The organism is Rhodococcus sp. PD04, from assembly GCF_035918275.1.
GTDB classification, from domain to species: domain Bacteria; phylum Actinomycetota; class Actinomycetes; order Mycobacteriales; family Mycobacteriaceae; genus Rhodococcus; species Rhodococcus rhodochrous.
This window is the reverse complement of record NZ_CP142143.1, coordinates 1,650,968-1,673,392: the sequence shown is the minus strand read 5'-3', so window position 1 is coordinate 1,673,392 and position 22,425 is coordinate 1,650,968. Positions and strand designations below refer to the sequence as shown.

Sequence of the window (22,425 nt, the reverse complement as noted above, 5' to 3'; positions counted from 1 at the left end):
CGCGATCACCGGTCACGCGGGGTCGAGGACGAGATCCCAGGCTCCGTCGTGCCATTCGAGCAACCTCGCTCCGTGTTCGGAGAACTCGTGCCCGCCGTGTACGTACTCGGCGGGGTTGTACAGATACCAGCCCTGCTTCATCTCGTGCAGTTCGTCCGCGGTGATCGCTCCGTCGAGACAGAGGATCTCCTCGCCGCAGGGATGGTGACCGCGGCCGGCTCCGACGAATCCCGGGGGTACGGTCAGCTCGCGGATGTCGCCACCGAGGGTCGAGTCCACCCACATGACCCTGCGGGTGATGCCCGTCTTCTTCCCGGCCACGATCGACTCGACCACCGGCATATCCTCCGGCGTCGCCACCAGTACGGTCTCCCTGTGATCGTCGAGACCCGGGCAGGCGCCGTGATCGGGGCGGCGGATGAGCACCATGGTGGCGCCGCCGCTGCTGGTGAGGGTGAGTTCCTCGTCGCCGCGGGGGCGCAGGGCCACCATCGTGCCGCGGTCGCACTGCGTTCCCCGCAGCAGGATCGAGCCGTCGAGAACGTAGCCGATCGTCGGCAGTTCCCCGGCACGCATCCGGTGGGTGCGCTCGAATCCGGGTGCCAGGTGTACGAGCGCCGACAGAACGGCTCCGTCCGGGGATCGGCGGAGCACCGTCCACGATCCGTCATTGTCCGGCAGGGGTTCCCACCCGGACCCGCTCGTGTCGTAGCACACCCGGGCGCCGGCTCGATGCGTCTCCTGCGTGGTCACAGCGCCACACCTCCTGCGACGGGACCGCGCTCCGGGGCGTGGAGTCCGGACCCGAGGCTGGCGTCGATCAGGCGCCGGGCGTAGTCCGTCGAGGGATTTCCCAGTACGTCCACGGTCGGGCCGTACTCGACCATGACTCCGTGACGCAGGACGGCCGTCGTGTCGGTGATCGCCTCGGCGACGCGCAGGTCGTGAGTGATGAACAGCCATGCGATCTCCCGCGCGCTGTGCAGGTCGCACAGCAGGCGGAGCACCTCACGCTGGCTCGTCGCATCCAGCGCCGAGGTAGGTTCGTCCAGGACGAGCAGGTCCGGCTGGAGCATCAACGCTCGTGCGATGCACACGCGTTGCGCCTGACCACCGCTCAACTGTCCCGGATAGCGGGAGACGAACTCGCGGGGAAGCCCCACGGCGGCGAGGCCGTCCGACACCCGCTCGGTGATCTGGGCCTTCGACAGGTCGCGTCGGTGGATACGCAGGGGTTCGGCCAGGGACGAGCCGACCTTCATCCGTGGGTCGAGCGAATCGAAAGGTTGCTGGAACACGAAACCCACACGACGGGCCAGCTGCCCGGCGCGTTCCTTGCCGCCGAGTGTGCCGGTTCCGAGGACGTTCACCTCTCCCTCGTCAGCCTGGATCTGTCCGAGGACGAGTTTTCCGATGGTGGACTTGCCCGAACCGCTCTCGCCGATGAGCGCCAGCCGCTCCCCCGCCCGGATGGTCAGGTCGACGCGGTCGAGCGCAAGCATGTCCCGGTTTCCCTTGCGGTAGCGCTTGGTGACGTTCCGGAGGGATACCGCACAGCTCGGGGTCCGCTGCGCCTCGTCGGCGACACCGGTGGCGGGGTCGAGTTTCACCGTCGTCATCGATCGGCCTCCTTCTGGTCGGTGTCACCGAGTGCCGATTCCCCGGTCCCGAGCAGATCCGCGCCGCGGCCCATACCGGAGGCGAGGAGTTCGCGGGTGTAGGGGTGCTGCGGATCGGCGACGACGTCGCTCACCGCGCCGGATTCGACGGCGCGGCCGTGCAGCATCACCACGATGCGGTCGGCGTAGCGTGCTGCGACACCGAGGTCGTGGGTGATCAGCAGAGCCGCCGAGCGGGTCTCCATCACCGTGTGACGCAGACGTGCCAACACGTCGGCCTGGACGATCGGGTCCAGAGCGGTGGTGGGTTCGTCCGCGAGCAGGACACTCGGTCGTTTACAGATGGCCAGTGCGATCACGACCCGTTGGGCGAGACCACCACTCAGTTCGTGGGGATAGGCTTGCCACACGAGATCGAAGTCCCGGACCCCGGCGTCGAACAATGCCTCGATTGCGCGTTCGCGCATCTCCTTCCTGGTCAACCGCTCGGACCGCAAGGTGAGTTCGAACTGGCGACGGATCGAGATCACCGGATTCAGCGCCCCGGACGTGCTCTGGGGGACGAATCCCACGACCTTGCCACGGACCTGCCGCAACGTTCGGTCCGGGAGTGCGAGCAGGTCGTCGTATCGGGTGCCGTCCCGCGCGACGACACCGATCGTTCCCTGGATGTCGGCCGAGGCCGGCAGCAGCCGGATCACGGACCGGACGAGGGTGGACTTGCCGGATCCGGACTCCCCCACCACGGCGACGATCTCGCCGCGGTGCAGCTCGAGGGACACATCGTCCACCGCGCGGTTGCCGGGCTTCTGTCCCGGATAGGTGACGTTCAGGTGCGAGACGGACAGTACGGGCTCCGTCTGCGTGCCGAGAAAGCTCGACGGGGTGCCGAGCACGGCGGATTCAGGCATGGGCGAGCCCCTTCCTGGTCGAGAGGCGGCGTGCCAGGGCGTTCAATGCCAGCACGAGAGCGCAGATCGTGGCGGTCGGGAAGACCAGCAGCCACCAGACCCCGCTGGCCACCTCCTCCGATCCCTGACGGATGAGTTCACCCCAGCTCGGATCCGGCGGGGCGATACCGATACCGAGGAAGCCCAGGGCTGCAAGGGCGATGATCGCGTTGCCGATCGACAGCGAGAACTGGCTTGCGATGATGCCCGACACCCCGGGCAGGATGTGCCGCAGCGCGATCCGCGTGCGGGAGGCACCGTATCCGCGCGCCGCGACGACGTACGGTTCGTGGACCACCGACAGCGCCTGGGCGTAGGTGACCTTCGCGAACAACGGGATGTTGACCAGTGCGAGGGCGGCGATCACCCCGGCGACGTTGGTGCCCCGCCCCCCTATGCCGACGACGATGATCATCAGGACGGCGACGGGTAACGACTGCATCATGTCGAGTACGCGCAAGAGCCATTCACTGCGGCCGGACGAGCCCGACTCCCGGCCCGACAGGACCGAGGCCGCAAGAGCACCGAGGACCACGCCGAGCACTCCGCCGACCAGGGTGCCCACCAGTGCGATGGGCAGGATCTCCGCGGTCGCGGCCAGTGTCACGGAGAACACATCGAGGCCACTGCGATCGGTTCCGAACCAGTGGGTCGTACCGGGACCGGTCAGGATCGCCTCGAGGTGCGGTTCCCGCGGGTCGAAGGGCAAGGGGCCGAAGCCCGCCAGCAGGAGTCCGACCACCACGACGACGGCGACGACGACACTCGAATCGGGACGTTTCATCTCTTCACCCGCACTCTCGGATCGAGCCAGTACATGGACATGTCGGCGACGATGTACGCGAGCAACGCCAAGCCTGCACCGGCGATGATGTAGCCCTCGAGCACCGGGATGTCGGCCTCGAGCGCGCCCTCGGCGCCCCACTGGCCGAGGCCTTGCCAGTTGAAGACGACCTCGACCACCGCGCTGCCGCCGATCAGGCTGCCGACCACGATTCCGCTCGCTGCCACCGCCGGCAGCAGCGAGGCACGCACTGCGAGGCGGACGACGGTCGATTCACCGATTCCACGTGCTCGGGCGAACGCGGTATGCGATGACGCGAAGGCCTCCGAGGCCGCCGCGTACACCACCCGGGCGAACACGACGCTGCCAGAGATCCCGAGCGCCGCAATGGGCAGGACCATCTGCTGGGCTGCGGCGCCCGCCGTGCTCCAGTCACCGGTGAGCACGGCGTCCAGGAACGCAGCGCCCGTGATGGCCGGAGGTGACGATGCCGCCATCGGGAGCTGTCCCAGCGGGAGCGGCAGTACACCGAGGAAGTAGAAGAAGACGAGGCTGCCCAGGATACCCAGGACGAAGTCCGGGATCGCCTGGATCAGTGCTACACCCGTGCTGATCGACGATCGTGCGACGGGCGACTTCCAATACGCCATGGCCACACCGAGGGCGGTGCCGAGCACGAGGGCGACGATCCAGGCGCCGACGACGAGTTCGAGCGTCGAGGCCACGCGGGCACCGAGTGCAGCCGTAACCGACTCGCCGGTGAAGTAGGACTCACCGAGGGAGCCACCCGCCAGCGCTTTCAGGAATTCCACATAGCGGGCCCAGAGGCTCTGATCGAGACCGAGTTCGGCGTTGACCCGGGCGATCTCGTCGGGCGTGGCGAAGTCGCCGAGGAGGACACCGGCGGGATTGCTTGGGATCAGATTCACAAGCCCGAATGCCAAGGTGCACAGCGCGAACAGGGTCACCGGTACGAGTGCGAGACGTCCGAGGAAGTAGCGCACGCCCCAGGGCAGGCGCTGCCACATACGGAGCACTACGGAGCCTCGGGCCGGAGACTCCGGTGTTACGTCGGGGATGTCCGGCGCCGTGGACGCCGGCAGGGCGGTGCGATCAACCGTTTGCGACATCCACCATCACCCTTCCTTTCACCCGATCCGGGGTCCGATTGATCCATCCGTCGAAGACCTCGGGGAGCTCCTCGAGCGTGATCCGCCGCGCGATGGTCGGTTTCAGGTCGATGGAGCCCTGTTCCAGCAGATGCAGCGACTTCTCCTTGTTCGGGGCCGCTCGGACACCGACGACCGTCAGTTCCCGTTCGATCAGCGCCCATCCGTCGACGGGCAATGATCCCCCGCCGAGGAGAGCAATTCGACCGCCGTAACCGCACACCTCGAACGACTGGGCGATACCCCAGTCGCTGCAGGTGGATTCGTAGACCACCGACGGTCCGTCCGGCAGCAGCTCGTGTATCGCGTCGCGGATCGGGAAGTTGCGCTCGGGGACGTCGATGATGTCGTGGCAGCCGAGTTCGCTTGCCATCCGTCGGTTCTCCTCCCCCACGCCGACTCCGACGACACGGCAACCCAGGGCCACGGCGACCGCCACTGCGGCCAGCCCCATAGCGCCCAGACCGATCACGACGCAATCCTCGTCCTTCTCGGTGTGCACGAGGTCGAAGCCGTTGACCGCGGTCATCACCCCGGACAGCATCGCCGCATCGTCGAGATCCACGCCGAGGGGGATACGGGTGAGATGCGACGCGTCCACAGCGACGAACTCCTGCGCGACCTCCTGGCGAGGGAACTCGCCCGCGATGAAGCCGTGGCACAGGTTCGTCCGGCCGGCCATACACATACGGCACGTCCCGCACGCCGGTAGGCCCGCTGCGGTGACGCGGTCACCGACCGACCAGCGCTCTACCGCGGAGCCCACCTGCTCGACGACGCCTGCGAAGTCCACACCGAATCCGACGGGATAGGAGTCCCGCAGATAGCGGGGCTCGCGGGCCGCGGCGATCTCGATGTCGGTCCCATAGGGCGAGAACCGAACGACGCGGACCAACACCTGGTTGTCGGTGATGGTGGGGATGGGTACGTCCACGACGTCGACGACGCCGGGTCGTGCTATCACGGCTCTACGCATAGTCGTCCTCATTCGGCAGGAAGGTCACGTACACCACGGCACCTTCGGCGGCGGCGACGAGGGGCTCGTTCCCTGAGGATCGCCCGGGTGAGAACACGAAGGTTCCCTCCTCCAGGTCGGCGCCCCTGTATGTCACGGCTCCGGTCACCACGAAGAATTCGACGTCCGCGTGATCGTGGCCCCCGAGGTCGTAGGTCGCGCCCGCGGCCAGTTCCACCACCCGGCTTCCCACACCGCTCGCCGTGTCGACGCTCAAGGGAATCGCCTTGACTCCGCCGTCCCCTTGCTCGCTCCCGAGCGGCCGGGGTGCGTAGACGAGCGGTCTCGTCTCCGGGTACCGGCCGACCGCGTACGCCTCGCGGGCGAGGGGTTCGTCGATGTAATTGAAGTCGAGGGTGCCGCCCACCCGGGAGAGGAACCAGGCTTCCTCCTTCAGCGCACTCATGAAACCGTGGACCGTGCGTGGTGGGTGGTAGACGTAGTCGACCGGTTCGAGCCACATCACCGAGTCGAAGCTCATGGCGCCCTTCACGCACATGATCTCTTCGTAGACATTGTGGAAGTGAGCGCGGGTCGGGGGCGTATAGCCCTCGTTCGTGTCGATCCTCTGGAGCGCGGTGCGTCCGCCTCCCGGGCGTGCACGGAGCAGTTTGGTGAACAGGCCGGGGGCGTTGGGCACCGGTGCCCACTCCATATCGGCGGTCCGCACGATGACGGTCCGATCAGTCACTGTCGTTCCCTTTCGTCGCGTTGGTGCCGGTCCTGCGTTCAGCAGGGCGACAAACGGTAGGCGAGCGGCGCGAGATAGGGGTACGTGGCGAGTCCGCAGGTACCGTCGGCCGCGACATAGGCAATTCCTGTGTCCACCAGCGGAATAGATCCCATCGTCTCGTTCCACGCCGCGACGGCCTCGACACCCAGCCGGGTGCGCTCCTCACCGAGAGGCTGGGCGACCGCCTGTGCAATCAGGTCGTTGACGACGGGGTCGTCGTCGAAGCCGTAGTTGAAGGGCCCACCCGCGGTGTGCAGCAGGCTCATGGCGTAGGCGATGTCGGCAGCAGCCGGCGCCTCACTCGTGAGCAATGCCTCGAACGAAGACGTCGTCTGTACTTCCGAGAAGCGTGATGCACTGCCGATGTTCTCGATCTGCACGTTCACACCCAGTTCCTTCCATGCGGACTGCAGGGCGATCGCGACACTGTTCGCATCGACACCCGGTGCGGAGCCGGCGCTGACGGTGAGGGACAGATCGAAGCCGTCTGCGAAGGGCGTCGACGCCATCAGACGCTTGGCCTCCTCCAGCTCATACGAGAAGTACTTGCCGGTCTCGCCGCCCACGCCCGGCACACTGGACGACAACACCGATTCAGCAGGCTCCGCTGTGCCGCTGTAGACGGTGTCGGCGAGGAGCTGGCGGTTGACCGCCATGGAGAGGGCTCGGCGCACGTCGACGTTCCCGAGAGCCGGAGTTGCCTTCTTGTTGAGCACGACCACCTGCTGGCTCAGTGAAGGAGAGACGTAGGTGTCGAAGCCATCGACGTCCCTCATCTCCTCGTAGACGTTGCCCGGCACGCGGGCCGCGAAGTCGGCGGACCCGGACTTGAGCAGCTGGACGGGCGACTGGGCTCCGGCACTCAGTACCACGACGCTGTCGTAGGGCGGCTCGCCCTCCCAGTAGTTCTCATTGGCCGTATAGACGATGCGTTCGCCGGGTTGGAACGATTCCACCGTGTACGGGCCGAAGTTGGCGCTGTTCGTCCGTAGCCACTCCGTCGCCCACGGATCGTCGTCCGTGGCATGTTCCTTCACGACGGTGCTGTCGAGAATCCCGGGATAGTAGTAGGTGATGGCGAACAGGACGAGGGGCGTGACCGCCCCGTTCAACCGGACGGTGTCCTCGTCGAGGATTGTGACAGGCATGGTCGGATCGATGCCGCCGGTTGTCATCAGGAACTTCCCGATGGAGTCCTCCACGGCCACTGCTCGCTCGAAGGTGTAGGCGACGTCCTCCGCGGTAAGCGGGTTCCCGGCAGCCGAAGTTGCGTCGCGCAGCTTCAGAACCAGTCCTTCGGGTACGAGTTCGTAGGATTCCGCCAGTCCGGCAACCACCTGGTCCACCCCGGGCAGCACTGTCTCGCCGCGTTCCTGGGGTTCGTACTGCAGCAGGCTGCTCAGCATCGGGAGATGTGCGAACTGGGCAGCGACCGGCTCCATCAGCGGGTACAGGGTGTTGGGCACGGCCGGCACCGACATGGTGAGTTGACTGTCGCTCGATGCTCCGCTCGTGGTGGTCGCCCCACCGGCACCCGCACAGCCACTCACCGCAAAGGTGAGGGCCGTGGCCACGGCGGTCCAGCTGAGCACACGCCGACGCGCGGCCGGTCCGAGATTTGAAACGATCACGTGTGGTTCTCCGAATCGGTCTGGTGCGAGTGAATTCCGAAGCATCCGCCCGAGCGCGTGATTCCACTCGGTACGGCCATCGGACCTTCGACGGTCACGTAATTGAAATCTATTGGCCCACTTGTCCAGGTGAGCGCGAAGCATCCGGTCTCACTGCGCTCGCGAGCACCGTGCACCACATGAGGGGGGCGGAAGAGGTAGCTTCCCGAGGTGTACACCGGTTCGTCTTCGAGGGCGACGTCGCCGGCGACGATGAATGCCTCCTCCGACACAGTATGGAAGTGCTGCCCCGCGCGTCCGACCCATCCAGGAGGGAGTCTGAGTGCGTATGTCTGCGCTCCCGTGTGCGAATCCTCGCGGAGGACGGCCATCTCGGACCTGTTCCTGCCCCGCCCGTGGCCTCGCCACTGGAAGTCGACCGGATCCATGTGGAGCACAACGCCTTCAGTTGCTCGCGAGGGAATGGCGCCCAGCGCCCGCTGAACGAGTACGGTCGCGGGACCCTCCGGTCGTACAGCAGCGGTGGAACCATCATCGGAGAACCAGCGGTGGTAACTCCCCGCAACCCCCACCACCCCGTCCGAGAAGGCGAGTTCTCCGGAGAGGACGAACACTTCGAGATCGCCGTAGCCCAAACGGATCTCGCTGTCCGACCATCCGGCAGGAACCTCGAACAGCGAAATCGTCGCGTCCTCGTTCTCGTCACGGTTGAGTTCGCGGCATCGGAAACCTGCCCCGAGATCGATCCAGGCCGACTCGCTCATATGCCGGTACTGGACGTGTGGCTTCATCGGGCGGAAGGAAGGGACATGCGGACAGCATTCGCTTGCATGGGGATTCGCATGCACACGATTCTGCACCCCGTTTTCCGGGAATCGATTTCCTAGGAGTTAATAAACCGGGACGATCTTGCATCGCATGTTGATAACACCCCTCGACATGTGGGGATGACCGTCTCACCGGTCGAGAAGTCGTTCGACGTGGGTACCGATGCGTGCTTCGATACTGAAGTACTTCTAACTTCTTGCCGTCGAAGGGAATACAGGATGCAGGTGAAGGGACATGTCGCGCTGGTGACAGCTGCCGGAGGACATACCGGATCGGTGATCGCACGCGTACTTGCGGAGGGAGGCGCGTCGGTCGCCCTTCAGGTACGGAGATCGAATCCGTCGATCACCCGGCTCGTGAGCGAGCTCGAAACCCTGACCGAGGTACATGTGATCGAGGGCACCATCGACAACCGGGAAGGTGCCGCAGACGTGGTCCGCAGAGCCACAAAGGAACTCGGACCTGTGGAGATCTTGGTGAACAACGCCGGCGGTATGCGCACGGGTGCGTTCGCGTCACTGCAGCGGGAAGATCTGGAGTTTACGCTCGACGCCAATCTCCGGACCGCCTGGTGGTGTGCACAGGCCGTCGTTCCATCCATGATGGAACAGGGATTCGGCCGGATCGTGAACGTCACCTCGATCGGTGCGACCGGCAGCGCGCAGAACGCGAACTACGCCGTCTCCAAGGCCGCCACCGACGGGCTGACGCGCACCCTGGCGCTCGAGCTCGGCCGCCACAAAATCACAGTCAATTCGGTTGTGCCCGGACTGATTGCGAACGAGAAGCTGAACGCGTTGGAGCCGACAACCCTGAGTCGACTGGTGTCCCCCTCCCCCATGGGGCGAGCCGTCGAGTCGATCGATGTCGCGAACGCCGTGCGTTTCCTCGCCTCGGAGGAAGCCCGCTTCATCACGGGACAACTTCTCCACGTCTCGGCCGGCATCTACCGCACCGTGGCCGGAATGGACACCTCCGGCGTGTGAACGTCATTCGTTCCTCTCGTCCGGTCGCGGCAGTCCGGACGAGAGGAACCCGGATCCGGCATCGACGGCACGGCAGACAGCGCAGAGCAGACCCCCGGCGGTAGAACCACGTCGAGAGGATCGAGTCCCGTCGTGGTTCGAACCGGCCGGGGGCCTGGTCGATGATCTGCTCGTCAGGCGACGACGGTGTTGTCCGTCTGCGCCCGTGTCAGGCTGCGGCGGCCTGGATGGTGTTACGGCTCTTCATCAGAGGCTGGATACGGGTACCGAAGTTCTCGATGCCCTCGACGAAGTCGTCGAAGGTGAGCATGATGCCCTTGATGCCCTCGAGCTCCGCGACCTCGTCGAGCATCTTCGCCACCGTCTCGTAGGAACCGACGAGAGTGCCCATGTTGAAGTTCACCGCGCCCTCGGGAAGCGAGATGGTCTTCGCCGTCGACGAATCGTCGGCGGTGGCGTCGGCAGCGGACTGATCCGCCATGTATCCGAGTGCGGCGAGGTCGGCGTTGTCGTGGTAGTCCTGCCACTTCGCCTGTGCCGCTTCGTCCGTCTCGTCGGCGATGATCATGAACAGAGTCAGCGCACCGACGTCCCGGCCGGTCCCGGCGGCCGCGTCGACGAGGGTCGCCACCGAATCCGAGATCGCGGTCGGGGTGTTGATCCCGGTGCCCATGATGAAGTTGAAGTCGGCCATCTCGGAGGCGAACTTCATGCCGCTCTTGGACTGTCCCGCCGCGACGATCGGCACCCCGCCTCCGGACGGGGCGGGCGACAGGACGCACTCGTCCATCGTGTAGTGCTCGCCCTTGAAGTTGCTGACGCCATCGGCCCACAACTGCTTCATCACCGTCACGTACTCGGTGGCCTGCGCATAGCGGTAGCCGAAGTACTCGTCACCGGGCCACAGACCCATCTGCGTGTATTCGTTGGGTGCCCAACCGGTCACGATGTTGACGCCGAACCGGCCGGGAGCGATCGAGTCGATCGTCGACGCCATCCGGGCGACCATCGCCGGCGGCAGGGTGAGGATCGGAGTGGAGGCGAAGAGCTTGATCTTCTCGGTGACGGCCGCGAGACCGGCCATGAGCGTGAAGGATTCGAGGTTGTGGTCCCAGAACTCGGTCTCCCCACCGAAACCCTTGAGCTTGATCATCGACAACGCGAAATCGAGGCCGTGCTTCTCGGCCTTCTGCACGATCGTCTTGTTGAGCTCGAACGAGGGCATGTACTGCGGGGCGCTCTTGGAGATGAGCCAGCCGTTGTTACCGATGGGGATGAACACGCCGATTTCCATGTCACGCACTCCTGAGGGCGGGGAGATTCGAGGACGCGATCCGGCCACACTGCCCGACTCGCTGTGCATTCGAATGTATGCAGCAGTTGTTGCCGGATTCGTGCCCCTCGGTAACAGAATTGTTGCCCACGTTAACGATCAGCGACGGGCCCTGCACACTGCTGCGGACACGGCGCAACACTCCCCCGCTCCACCCACTCCACCCCGAAGTTCCGGTGCACAGGATCGCCCGCAGCCCCGTCGATCCGTGCAAGGAGGAGGTCCGCCGCAGCCGCAGCCATCTCCTCCAAGGGCTGATGCACCGTCGTCAAATCGAAGATCGCCCAGCTCGACTGCTGCAGATCGTTGTAACCGACGATCGAGACGTCGGTCGGCACCTCGAGATTCAATCGTTTCGCCGCGTCGAGCGTTCCGTATGCAATGTAGTCGGTGGCACAGAACACCGCGGTCGGCCGATCCTCGGCGCCGAGTAGAGCCAGACCACCCTCGAGTCCCGTGGTCGCGTCCACCGGCCCACGATGCACATGACGCTCCTCGACGAGAATTCCGACGTCTTTCAGGCCTTCGAGGAATCCCGACTCGCGCAGCCGGATACTGGGATTCTGCAGCGGACCCGAGATCAGACCGATTCGAGAATGACCCATCGTAGCGAGATGATCGGCGACGAGCCGGCCGCCTCCCAGATTGTCCGAGGTGACGCGGTCGACCCGCCCTGCGTACACTCCGTCGACGTCACGATTGAGGATCACCAGGGGAATGTTCCAGTCGACGATCTCCGAGACGATCGGTGAATCGAGGCGCGAGGAGATGAACACGACGCCGTCCACCAGTCCCCCACGCAACGCGAGGATGTCCTTCTCCAGCGAACCCTCGGTGCGGTCGCTCATGAGCAGAACCCGGTAGTCGTTGCGGGCGAAGCAGTCCTGCAGGGTGTTCACCAGCGTCGGGTACGAGGGGTTGTGCAGGTCGCCGCTGACGATCCCGATGGTCGACGACTTCCGGGTGATCAGGCTCCGGGCCGTGACGTGCGGGACGTATCCCATCTCCTTCGCGAGGGCCCGGATGCGCAGGCGGGTCTTCTCCACGACGCGCGGGTCGTCGCGCAGGGCACGCGAGACCGTCGATTGCGACACCCCTGCGCGGCGAGCAACGTCGTAACTGGTGACCGACCTGTTCCCCATCCCCGGATTGTAGGGACACGACGGCGGGAGAGCAGGGTTCACGCGGAGAACACAGGATCGACCCCTCCGACCTCCCTCGCGCATTCGCTACCACTATTGCCATCCGCTACAACAATTGTCGTAGCGGATGACCAATGCTGTAGCGGATGGACGGTCACATGATGTGGTGCCGCCCCACGGGCAGGACGAGAGGCTTGCCGGAGACCGGATCGGAGATCACGCGACTGTCCAGACCGAAGACCGCCTTCACCGTCTCGCCGGTGAGCACCTCGGAGGGATCTCCCGATGCGTAGATGCTGCCGTCGGCCATCGCGACGAGATGGTCGGCGTATCGCGCGGCGAGATTGAGGTCGTGCAGGACCATGACGATCGTCGTGCCGCGGTCGCGGTTGAGGTCGGTGAGCAGGTCGAGGACCTCCACCTGGTGGCTCACGTCGAGGAAGGTGGTGGGTTCGTCGAGCAGCAGAAGGTCGGTCTGTTGCGCCAGCACCATGGCGATCCACACGCGCTGCCGCTGACCGCCCGACAGTTCGTCCACGGAACGCTCGGCGAGTTCGGTGGTGTGGGTGGCGGCGAGCGCATCGGCCACTGCCGCGTCGTCCTCCCGGCTCCAGCGCGAGAGCACCCGCTGGTGCGGATGTCGGCCGCGGCCCACGAGGTCGGCGACGACGATGCCCTCGGGTGCGATCGGCGACTGGGGCAGCAACCCGAGCGTGCGGGCGAGCTTCTTGGCGGGCAGGCGGTGGACGTCCTTGCCGTCGAGCAGGACGTGGCCGCCGCGCGGCGACAGCAACCGCGACATCGACCGCAGCAACGTCGATTTCCCGCACGCATTGGCGCCGACGATGCACGTGATCCGTCCCGGCGGCACCTTCAGATCGAGATTCTCGACGACGGTGCGGTTGCCGTAGCCGAGCTCGAGGTTCTCGGCGATCAGGGTGTGCGTTGCGGTCACAGCGAGCCTCCCGCGCGATTGGAACGAATGATGAGGTAGACGAGATAGGGCGCGCCGAGCGCACCCGTCACCACGCCCACCGGGTAGCGCGTGCCGAAGGCGTACTGGCCGACGAAATCCGCGACAAGCACGAGCAGCGCCCCGACGAGTGCCGCCGGGACGAACAACGACGTGCCACGCCCCACGATCCGCGCGGCGATCGGACCGGACAGGAAGGCGACGAATGCGATGGGTCCGGCCGCGGCGGTCGCGAACGCGATGAGTCCGACCGCCGAGACGATCGCGAATACGCGGGTGCGTTCGACCCGCACGCCGAGGGCCTGCGCCGCGTCGTCGCCGAGCTGGACCATCGACAGGTTGCGGGTCTGCACGAGCAGTACCGGCCCCAGCACCAGGAGGGCGACGATCACGGGCACCGTCGCACCCCACGTCGCACCGTTGAGGCTGCCGGTGAGCCAGCGCATCGTCTCCTGCAGGTCCCACGTCGCCGCGGTGCTCAGGAGATAGGACGTGACGCTGTCGAGCATGGCCGCGATTCCGATGCCGATGAGGATCAGGCGCGTGCCCGCCACCCCACCGCGATAGGACAGGCCGTAGATCAGCAGGGCCACCGCCAGACCCGCGACGATCGCGACGACCGATACCCCGGTGCCACCGAATCCGAGCACGATGATGGCGAAGGCCGCAGCAGCACTCGCGCCGGAGCTGATCCCGATGATGTCGGGGCTCGCGAGCGGGTTGCGCAGCATCGTCTGGAAGGTGATGCCGCCGAGGCCGAAACAGACGCCGGCGACCACCGCGAGGACCGCGCGGGGAAGCCGCAGTCGGCCGACGGTGAAGTTCGCGCCCGCCACGTCCTGTCCGAGCACGACGCGCAACACGTCCGCGGGCGGGTAGAAGGTCCGTCCGAACATCAGGCTCGCTACGAAGGCCACGACCACGAGCGACGCGAGCACGGCGATGACGAGGCGGCGCCGGCGTCCGCGCCGTATCCGGCTCGCGGCGAGGTCGTCGATGCCGGTGTCGATGGTCTCGAGTGTGGCGGTCACAGTTCGCGCAGTTTCTGCCGTCGGACGATGTACACGAAGAAGGGCGCTCCGATGAGCGCGGTGATGATGCCGACGTCGATCTCGGCGGGTCGCGCCACGATGCGGCCCACGACGTCGGCGGCGGTCAGCAGTCCCGCTCCCACGAGAGCGGAGAAGGGCAGCAGCCATCGGTTGTCGATGCCGATGAGCAACCGGCACAGGTGCGGCACGACGAGACCGACGAATGCGATGGGGCCGGCGATGGCGGTCGCCGCTCCGCACAGCAGCACAGCGCCGAGCGCGGCGATGCCGCGGGCGAGAGCGACGCGTTCCCCGAGTCCGGCGGCCATGTCGTCGCCGAGCGCGAGGGAGTTGAGGCTGCGCGCCGACAGCAGGCAGATGACGAAGCCGACGACGAAGAACGGCAAGGCCTGGGAGATGGCGTCGTAGTTCGCGCCGCCCACGCCGCCGATCTGCCACGACCGCACGCTGCCGGCGATGTCGCCGCGCGGCAGGATCACGGCGGTGACGAACGACGCGAGCGCCGCCGAAGTGGCGGCACCGGCGAGGGCGAGTTTGAGGGGTGTCGCTCCCCCACGCCCGAGCGACCCGATCGTGTAGACGAACACCGCAGCAGCGGCGGCACCGATGATCGCGATCCAGATGATCGAGGTCTGCGTCCACAGTCCGAACCACGCCATGCCGATCACGACGGCGAGCGAGGCGCCCATATTGACGCCGAGAATGCCCGGGTCCGCCAAGGGATTACGGGTCACCCCCTGCATCACGGCACCGGCGAGACCGAGCGCCGCGCCGACCAGCAGCGCGAGCACCGTGCGCGGGATGCGCTTGGCGATCGCGCCCTGACCGATGTTGTCGGTGGCGCCGCCGAGGGCCGCGACGATGTCGGCCCAGTCGACGTTGCGCGAACCGATCGTGATCGATGCGATCACCAGCAGGACGAGCACACCGAGCAGAACGAGAAGCCAGACGGAATTGCCGATGGCCGAGCGCCCCTTCTCGGGGGCGCTCGGCATCGACTCGTCGTGTAGTGCGGTCACTCCGCGTTCGTCTTGGCAGCTGCGTCGGAGAGCAGCTGGACGTAGTCGGAGAGGACCCAGGAGATCGCCAGCGGCGTCGGGTTCGCTGCGGTACCGAGCGGGCCGGAGCCGTCGAGGAAGACGATCGAGCCGTTGCGGACGGCGGGCATCTGCGACAGCAGCGGATCGGCCTCGAGCGCGTCGACGAGTTCCTGGTCGCCGTAGGTGACGATGATCTGCACGTCGTCGAAGACGTCGACCTGCTCGGCGCTGACCTTCTTGGAGAAGGCGTCGTCGGTGGAGGCGTCCGCGACGCTCTTCGGGGTGGCCAGTCCGAGGTCCTCGAAGAAGGCGGCGCGGGTGTCGTTGGCGGTGTAGAAGCTGACCTGGCTCAGGTCGGCGGTGTCGACGTGGGTGAGGAACATCGTCGCCTTACCCTCGAGTTCGGGGTGGGCGGCGGCCGCGTCGGAGATCTCCTGCTCGAGGCTCGCGACGAGCTCCTTGCCCTCCTCGGCCATACCCAGCCCGGCGCTGTTGAGCTCGATCATGTCGCGCCACGAGGTGGCCCAAGGAGCTTCGGGGTACGCGACGACGGGAGCGATCTCGCTGAGGGTCTCGTAGTCCTCCTGCGTCAGACCGGAGTAGGCGGCGAGGATGACGTCGGGGTTCGTATCGGACACAGCCTCGAAGTCGATGCCGTCGGTCTCGTCGAACAGCACGGGGGTCTCGGCGCCGAGTTCCTCGAGACGTTCCTCGACCCACGGCAGCATGCCGTTGCCGTCGTCGTCGCCGAAGTTGGCGGCCGCCATACCTACCGGCACCACCCCGAGGGCCAGCGGCACCTCGTGGTTGGCCCAGTTGACCGTGGCGACGCGCTCGGGCTTCGCGTCGAGGGTGACGGTGCCGAGCGCGTGCTCGATGGTGAGGGGGTACTCACCCGAACCGGCGGTGCCGGAGTCGGTGGTCTCCGAGGAGTCGGATCCACAGGCGGTGAGACCGAGGGCGACCGCGACGGATGCGGCGGCGATCGTCAGAAAGCGCTTCGAACGCATGGAGGCAGAACTCACTCTCGTACGGGGTAGGGCCCTCGGTCTTACCACCGGCGGCAGTTAGGCGAGGTTTGCCTAAACCGTAATGTTCGCCCGAATCCGACGCAATCGCTCGATCGGGACAGCTCCTGTAGCGATCGGGACATCAGCCGACGCGGAACACCCCGGGCGTCGTGCCGGTGACCCGGCGGAAGGCCGCACCGAACGCACTCGCCGATCGGTAGCCCACCTGCTCGGCGACGTCGTCGACGTCGGTGCCGTGACCGAGCAACATCACCGCTCTCTGGGCACGCACCGCCGCGACCCAGCGCCCGAGACTCAGGCCGGTCTCCGACCGGAAGGTGCGAGTGATGGTGCGGGTGCTCACACCCAGTTCGGCCGCCCAGTCCGAGAGCGTCCGCGGATCGCTCGGGTCCTCGGCGATCGCCTCGACGATCGGCCGCACGACCGGCGACGAGGGCACCTGCACCATCAGTTCGTTCTCGGCCGGCGCCAGCACGTCGATCACCATGCGTTCGGTCAGCGAGCGCGAGTCGTTGCCGAGACGATCGTCCGTCAGCCGGTCGAGCAGCAGTCGCAGCAGGGATGTCATCTCCACCGCCACCGGTCCGTCGGACAACGACGGGGCCGAGTTGATCCCGAAATGCGCGGTGCGGTACCAGGTTCCGGCGGGCAGGACACCCCAGTGCAGCAGGCCCGCCGGAATCCACAGGCCCATGGTCGGGGTGATCGTCCATGTGCGCGAACCGATGGTCGCGGTGGAGGCACCCCGGTCGTTCCACAGCAGTTCGTGCGTCGGATGCGAATGCGCCTCGAAGCGGGTCTCGCGGGAGACGAGCTCGTCCATGCCCGCGATGACGAAGGGCACGTCGATCTCGCCGGCCTCGTAGACCGGCAACGTCCTGCTCTCGACCGCCTCGACGCTCTTCACCCGACGCCCTCCTCCGCTCCGTGACGACGACAATCCTCACATGTCCCGCCGCCGCGGCTCAGGTCAGGATCTCGACGTACCCTTCCGTGCCGTGTACGCGGATACGCTGCCCGTCGCGGATGATGCGGGTCGCGCCCTCGACACCCACGACGGCCGGCAACCCGTACTCGCGCGCGATGACCGCGCCGTGGGTCATCAACCCTCCGACCTCCGTCACCAGCGCATCGACCGCGACGAACAACGGGGTCCAGCTCGGATCGGTGTAGGCGGTGACGAGAATGTCGCCCGGCGCGAGGTCGGCCTGCGACATGTCGGTGACCACCCGCGCGCGCCCCTCGACGACCCCGGCCGAGACCGCCAGCCCGGCCAGCCCGTTCTCGGGCAGATCCTCCCGCCGGTACGCGCCGGAGAGCATCTCCCCGGTCGACAGCAGCACCCGGGGCGGTGTGAGTGCTTCGAACGAGCGGAAGGCATCCTTCCGTTCCGCGACGAGCTCACCGCACGGCCGCGGCGTTCGCACGACCTCGTCGAGTTCGTCGAAGCGCAGGTAGAAGATGTCCTCTTCCCCGTCGATCACTCCCGCCTCCACGAGAGTCGCGGCTTCACGCAGGAGCGCCTGCTTGTAGAGGAAGTAGCGGGCGACCATGCCGTACTTCGGGTATTCCCGGTAGCCCGCGAAGTTGCGGATGCGGTCGATCAGGGTCTTGATCTCGTCCGCTCTGCCGTCTCCGTCCGGCAGTGCACGCACCCGCTCGAGCAGTTCCGCCTCCTTCTGCTGCGACTCCTGCCGACCGCGTTCGACCCGCCGCCGGCCTTCTCCCGGTTCGAAGTTCTCGATGTTTCCCAGAATCGTCGGGACGAGTGCCGTCGGTTGTTCGCTCCAGCGGGGGCGCGTGATGTCGATTTCTCCGACACATCGCATGCCGTACCGGGCGAGGAAGCCGTCGAAGGCCGCTCGGACGTGCGGGCCGCCTTCACACCGTTCCAGTGCGTCGAGGAAGAGTTCGTCGTCGACACCCGTGGCCGCGACCTGCCTCAGGAAGTCGACCGCCTGCGGGTACGGGCGGATCGCGTCGGCGACATCGAGCAACGCCGGCCCCATCTCGGCGGTGACATTGTGAGGAACCGATCGGCTGATGACGTCCGCGACGTTCCGCTCCCCCAGCCACTCTTCGATCAGAGTGTTCAACCGTCCCGCGGCCTCCATTCCCGCCATGATGGCCTGTCCGCCGAGCGGATCGAACAGCCTGTCCTGCAGTTCCCCGATGTCGGCGCGGATGAAATCGAACAGTGCCGGTCCGGATCTACCTGCGATGACACGTCCGCACTCTGCCACCGAGGCTTCGCCGCGCGCGATGAGCTCTGTGACGATATCCGGATCGAGTTCTGTTGGGGCTGACGGAAACCCGACCGGAGCGCCGTTCGCATCGTCGTCGGGGCGCAGGGGGACGAACCGCCGGTCGAGAACCGTCTGCAGTGCATCGCCGATGAGCGGGTCGGACGTGCCGAGCGCCGCCGCGATTCCCGGCCCCCGGCTGGGTGAGGCCAGCATCGAGGTGACGTCGACGAACAGGCGTCCGCCCGCGTGGCGCATGGGAGCGCGGCTGGTGAGCTGCCACACCGAGATGCCCAGCGGTTTCATCGCGTCGGTCATCATCTGCTGGTGACCGACGGAGACGTACACGCGGTTCGCGTCGTCGCCGGCCTCCGGGATCGGGAACAGCGTCGTGATCGGGCGGCTCTGCACGATCCGGAAACCGCCGTCCGCCAGGCACCATTCGATGTCCTGCGGGCATCCGGCATGTGCTTCGATGCGCCGGCCGAGCCGCACGAGTTCCCCGATCTGCGCGTCCGTCAGCACCGGCACGTCCTGCCGTTGCGTCCTGTCCACGATGTCGCCGGCCCGCACGGTGTACGCGTCGGCGTTCACCAGGCCCGACACCAACCGGTCACCGAGCCCGGATCCCGCGTCCACTCGGGTCACCGTGCGGTCGGAGGTGATCGGATCGGCGGTGAAGAGGACCCCCGCCGCCTGGGCCGGCACCATCCGCTGCACAATCACGGCCATGTGGACCTTCCGGTGGCCGAAGCCGTTGCGCAACCGGTAGCCGACGGCACGCTCGGTGAACAGCGACGCCCAGCACATGCCGATGCGCCTCATGACTTCCGGGGCGCCCACGACATTCAGATAGCTGTCCTGTTGCCCCGCAAAGGAAGCCGTGGGCAGGTCTTCGGCGGTCGCGCTCGAGCGGACGGCGACGGGCTCGTCGTCACCGAGCTCGTGGAGACCGTCTGCGATCTCCGCGGCGAGATCGTCCGGAATTGCACATCCTTCGATGACCTGCCGGACCCGAGCGCTCAGCGCCGCGATCGCGGCGCGATCGTCGGCCGCGACCCGCGAGAGCTGCTCGAGCAGGTCGTCGAGATGTGGCGCTTCGGAGAGCACCTTCCGGAAGGCGTCCGTCGTCACGCAGAAGCCCTCCGGCACGTCGACGCCCTCGATGCGCCGCAGTTCTCCGAGTCCTGCCCCCTTGCCACCGACCGCCGACACCGACGACCGGTCGATGTCCCGAAGATTCAGTACGTATCCCATTTCGGCTCCCCACCTGCTGATTCGATGCTGTGCGGGCGAGTATGAACCGAATTTTCGATCCTCATGAGAGCCGAGGATCCGGTATAACGTGAAAGGGGGAAGCCAGAAACCGAAACCATGGTGTTCTCGACCGCGCTGGACGAGGTCGAGAACACCGAAGTTCAGGAATCAGCGGGGATCCGGGCCCTCCACGAGCGGCAGGGAGTCGTCGGCTGTCCACGCATTGAGCGAACCGTCGTAGACCGCGACATCCGGCCGGCCCGCGGCCGCGAGCGCGTGCGCCAGACCCGACGCGGCGATGCCACCCCCGCAGTAGGTCACCGGCTTCACGTCCGGATCCAGGGCACCGGCCTTCTCGAAGATCTCCCGCAGCTGCGTCGCGGGCTTCAACCGTCCGGTCTGCGAGTCGACGAGGTCGGCGAACGGGATGTTGATACTTCCGGGAATGTGGCCGCGGCGCGGATAGGACGCGCTCTCCCCACGATAGGTCGCGGGATCGAGGGCATTGATGATCAGAGTGTGCGGGTCGTCGAGCGACGCTGCGATCTCCTGCGTCGACCGCACCAGCTCCGGGCGATGATGCGGAGTGAAGGTCGCGCCGTGCGGGACCACCTGCTCGTCCGAGACCGGATAGCCGGTGGCCTTCCAGGCGGGCAGACCCCCGTCGAGTACCGCGGCGTCGTCGAAACCTTCGAGCCGCAGTTGCCACCACAGCCGCGCGGCCCAGATGCCGTTCTTCTGGTCGTAGAGCACGACGCGGCGACCCTCCCCGATGCCGACCGCACCGGCAGCGATCGCGAAGCGCTCCGACGACGCCGCGGTGAACGGTTGCGGCGCTTCGTGGTCGGAGAAGTCGGTGAACAGGTCGGCGTAGACCGCGCCGGGGATGTGTTCCTCGAGGTAGGTCGTCAATCCCGGTTCGATGTGCACCGATCCGTCCGGCGGCATGCTCAGGTGCACGGTGGCGTCGACGATGACGAGGTCCTCGTCGCCCAGCTGCTCGTACAACCACTCCGGCGAAACGGTGTTCGGCTTGGTGTCGCTCATGGGAGGTCCTCCTCTGTTCGGCGTCTGCCTCCAGTAGAACAGCCCCGAGCAGTCGTGTGGGTCGGACCCCGCCGAGCGGGGTCCGACCCACACGAATCGACCCGAGTCCTACTCCGACCCGCTACCGGCCAGGTTCTTTCCGCTCGTTTCCGAGGCGGTCCAGGCGGCGAGGATCGTGACGCAGGCGGTGCCCGCGAGAATGATGCTCAGCGGCAGGCTCGACCCGTCGGAGGCGACCAGCAGGCTCGCGGCGATCATCGGCGTGAAGCCGGCACCGATGAGGCTGGCGAACTGGTAGCCGAAGGAGACACCCGTGTAGCGCACGTTCGTGCCGAACATCTCCGACAGCATCGGCGCGAGCGGCGCGTACATGGCGGCCTGCACCGACTGCGCGATCAACAGGGAGACGGTCAGCAGCGCGACCGAACCGGAGTCGATCATCGTGTACAGGGGGAAGGCGTAGAGCACGGCCACCGCGGCACCTGTGAGACTCACCGCGCGCCGCCCGACCCTGTCGGACAATGCCGAGAAGCCCGGGATGGCGACGATCGAGACGATCGGCATCAACATCAGGATCTGCATGATCGTCGACGAGTCGTACCCGATCGAGGTGGTGTACGAGATGATGTGCGAGGTGATGAGTGCTGTCATGGCGAACGGTCCGATACCCACCGCGCACGCGAGGATCAGCGGACGCGGCTGTCGAAGCAACTGCAGGACAGGCGGTTTCTCGTTCGTCGCAGCCTTCGACTTCTCCGCGGCCTCCTCGAAGACCGGGCTCTCGACCACGCTCATCCGGATGTAGAGGCCGATCACCAGCAGCGCCGCACTCGCGATGAAGGGAATGCGCCAGCCCCACGACTCGAAGGACTCGTCCGGCAGCAGGGTCGCGAGCATGACCGCCGCCGTCGACAGCAGGAATCCGATCGGCGACCCGAGTTGCATGAGCCCGGTCCACAGCCCGCGCCGGCGATCGTCGGAGTGCTCGGCGACCATCAGTGCCGCACCGCCCCATTCGCCGCCGACGGCGATGCCCTGCACGACCCGCAGCGTCACGAGCAGGATGGGAGCCAGTACGCCGATCTGCTCGTAGGTGGGCAGGATGCCGATCGCGAAGCTCGCGATACCCATCATCACCATCGTGATGACGAGCATGGACTTGCGTCCCAGCCGGTCGCCGAAGTGCCCGAACACCAGGCCGCCGAGCGGCCGCGCGACGTAGCCGGCCGCGAGGGTTCCGAAGGCAGCGATGGTGGACACCGCGGAGTTCGACGACGGGAAGAACAGGTCGCCGAAGACCAGGGCGGCCATGGTGCTGTAGAGCAGGAAGTCGTAGTACTCGATGGTGGTGCCCAGCAGGCTCGACAGCGTGACCTTCCGCAATTGCGAGCGGTCACCGGCCGTCGAGTGCGGAACGGCCGAGGCCGTATTCGTTTCCTCGACCGAGGTCGACGCAGGTTGCTCCATTCGGCGCTCCTGAGATCGTAGGGACAGGTCGTGGCGCAGCACCGGCACCCGGAAGGGTGTGATGCGCGTCACCGAAACTCTGTCAATACGCACGGAGCGAGCCAATCCGGCGCCCGCTGAATGGG

Annotated in this window: 20 protein-coding genes; 1 reads left to right on the top strand and 19 read right to left on the bottom strand. The window is 66.6% G+C overall.

Annotation, left to right across the window (positions count from 1 at the left end; translation table 11 throughout):
• Positions 1 to 12: 12 nt before the first annotated feature.
• Genes U9J23_RS07715 through U9J23_RS07675 form a run of 9 tightly spaced genes read right to left on the bottom strand, consistent with a single transcriptional unit; the run spans position 13 to position 8,761 of the window.
• Positions 13 to 753 (bottom strand): cupin domain-containing protein, encoded by a 741-nt coding sequence (locus U9J23_RS07715; RefSeq protein WP_272270075.1) that lies wholly within the window; start codon positions 751 to 753, stop codon positions 13 to 15.
• The gene (locus tag U9J23_RS07710; protein WP_272270077.1) at positions 750 to 1,619 is read right to left on the bottom strand and encodes an ABC transporter ATP-binding protein; all 870 of its coding nucleotides are present in this window, start codon (positions 1,617 to 1,619) and stop codon (positions 750 to 752) included. Before U9J23_RS07710 ends, U9J23_RS07715 begins: the two co-directional genes overlap by 4 nt.
• Positions 1,616 to 2,530: an ABC transporter ATP-binding protein gene (locus U9J23_RS07705; RefSeq protein WP_272270079.1), complete on the bottom strand. Its 915-nt coding sequence runs from the start codon at positions 2,528 to 2,530 to the stop codon at positions 1,616 to 1,618. The genes U9J23_RS07710 and U9J23_RS07705 overlap by 4 nt, the downstream gene beginning before the upstream one ends.
• Positions 2,523 to 3,353: an ABC transporter permease gene (locus U9J23_RS07700; protein WP_272270081.1), complete on the bottom strand. Its 831-nt coding sequence runs from the start codon at positions 3,351 to 3,353 to the stop codon at positions 2,523 to 2,525. Before U9J23_RS07700 ends, U9J23_RS07705 begins: the two co-directional genes overlap by 8 nt.
• Positions 3,350 to 4,483 (bottom strand): ABC transporter permease, encoded by a 1,134-nt coding sequence (locus U9J23_RS07695; protein WP_272270084.1) that lies wholly within the window; start codon positions 4,481 to 4,483, stop codon positions 3,350 to 3,352. Before U9J23_RS07695 ends, U9J23_RS07700 begins: the two co-directional genes overlap by 4 nt.
• Positions 4,467 to 5,486: a zinc-dependent alcohol dehydrogenase gene (locus tag U9J23_RS07690; protein WP_272270087.1), complete on the bottom strand. Its 1,020-nt coding sequence runs from the start codon at positions 5,484 to 5,486 to the stop codon at positions 4,467 to 4,469. The genes U9J23_RS07695 and U9J23_RS07690 overlap by 17 nt, the downstream gene beginning before the upstream one ends.
• 4 nt (positions 5,487 to 5,490) lie before the next feature.
• Positions 5,491 to 6,228, bottom strand: coding sequence for a cupin domain-containing protein (locus U9J23_RS07685; protein WP_272270090.1), 738 nt, complete (start codon positions 6,226 to 6,228; stop codon positions 5,491 to 5,493).
• A 38-nt stretch (positions 6,229 to 6,266) separates the two neighbouring features.
• Entirely contained in the window at positions 6,267 to 7,901 is a 1,635-nt protein-coding gene (locus U9J23_RS07680) for an ABC transporter substrate-binding protein (RefSeq protein ID WP_272270092.1), read from the bottom strand.
• Positions 7,898 to 8,761, bottom strand: a complete 864-nt coding sequence (locus U9J23_RS07675; protein ID WP_326602185.1) for a cupin domain-containing protein — start codon at positions 8,759 to 8,761, stop codon at positions 7,898 to 7,900. The genes U9J23_RS07680 and U9J23_RS07675 overlap by 4 nt, the downstream gene beginning before the upstream one ends.
• A gap of 87 nt (positions 8,762 to 8,848) precedes the next feature.
• Between U9J23_RS07675 and U9J23_RS07670 the strand changes: the two genes are divergently transcribed.
• Positions 8,849 to 9,715, top strand: coding sequence for an SDR family NAD(P)-dependent oxidoreductase (locus tag U9J23_RS07670; protein ID WP_326602869.1), 867 nt, complete (start codon positions 8,849 to 8,851; stop codon positions 9,713 to 9,715).
• Between the two features lie 208 nt (positions 9,716 to 9,923).
• On the opposite strand, the gene rutA is transcribed toward U9J23_RS07670, so the two are convergent.
• The 10 genes from rutA to U9J23_RS07620 all read right to left on the bottom strand — a co-directional run bounded on the left by rutA (position 9,924) and on the right by U9J23_RS07620 (position 22,300).
• Positions 9,924 to 11,009: a pyrimidine utilization protein A gene (gene rutA / locus U9J23_RS07665; protein WP_272270188.1), complete on the bottom strand. Its 1,086-nt coding sequence runs from the start codon at positions 11,007 to 11,009 to the stop codon at positions 9,924 to 9,926.
• 131 nt (positions 11,010 to 11,140) lie between these two features.
• On the bottom strand, positions 11,141 to 12,190 hold the full coding sequence (locus U9J23_RS07660) for a LacI family DNA-binding transcriptional regulator (protein WP_272269376.1): 1,050 nt from the start codon (positions 12,188 to 12,190) through the stop codon (positions 11,141 to 11,143).
• A gap of 154 nt (positions 12,191 to 12,344) precedes the next feature.
• On the bottom strand, positions 12,345 to 13,145 hold the full coding sequence (locus U9J23_RS07655; RefSeq protein WP_272269377.1) for an ABC transporter ATP-binding protein: 801 nt from the start codon (positions 13,143 to 13,145) through the stop codon (positions 12,345 to 12,347).
• The gene (locus U9J23_RS07650; RefSeq protein WP_442802274.1) at positions 13,142 to 14,194 is read right to left on the bottom strand and encodes a FecCD family ABC transporter permease; all 1,053 of its coding nucleotides are present in this window, start codon (positions 14,192 to 14,194) and stop codon (positions 13,142 to 13,144) included. Before U9J23_RS07650 ends, U9J23_RS07655 begins: the two co-directional genes overlap by 4 nt.
• The gene (locus tag U9J23_RS07645) at positions 14,191 to 15,210 is read right to left on the bottom strand and encodes a FecCD family ABC transporter permease (RefSeq protein WP_272269388.1); all 1,020 of its coding nucleotides are present in this window, start codon (positions 15,208 to 15,210) and stop codon (positions 14,191 to 14,193) included. The genes U9J23_RS07650 and U9J23_RS07645 overlap by 4 nt, the downstream gene beginning before the upstream one ends.
• Positions 15,211 to 15,230: 20 nt before the next feature.
• Positions 15,231 to 16,265, bottom strand: a complete 1,035-nt coding sequence (locus U9J23_RS07640) for an iron-siderophore ABC transporter substrate-binding protein (protein ID WP_145691965.1) — start codon at positions 16,263 to 16,265, stop codon at positions 15,231 to 15,233.
• A gap of 142 nt (positions 16,266 to 16,407) precedes the next feature.
• Positions 16,408 to 17,193, bottom strand: a complete 786-nt coding sequence (locus U9J23_RS07635) for an AraC family transcriptional regulator (protein WP_230825258.1) — start codon at positions 17,191 to 17,193, stop codon at positions 16,408 to 16,410.
• 58 nt (positions 17,194 to 17,251) lie between these two features.
• Positions 17,252 to 19,786, bottom strand: coding sequence for a phosphoenolpyruvate synthase (gene ppsA, locus U9J23_RS07630; protein ID WP_326602181.1), 2,535 nt, complete (start codon positions 19,784 to 19,786; stop codon positions 17,252 to 17,254).
• Between the two features lie 168 nt (positions 19,787 to 19,954).
• Positions 19,955 to 20,833, bottom strand: a complete 879-nt coding sequence (locus U9J23_RS07625) for a sulfurtransferase (RefSeq protein WP_241387397.1) — start codon at positions 20,831 to 20,833, stop codon at positions 19,955 to 19,957.
• A gap of 108 nt (positions 20,834 to 20,941) precedes the next feature.
• Positions 20,942 to 22,300, bottom strand: coding sequence for an MFS transporter (locus tag U9J23_RS07620; protein ID WP_230825265.1), 1,359 nt, complete (start codon positions 22,298 to 22,300; stop codon positions 20,942 to 20,944).
• Between the last annotated feature and the right edge of the window lie 125 nt (positions 22,301 to 22,425).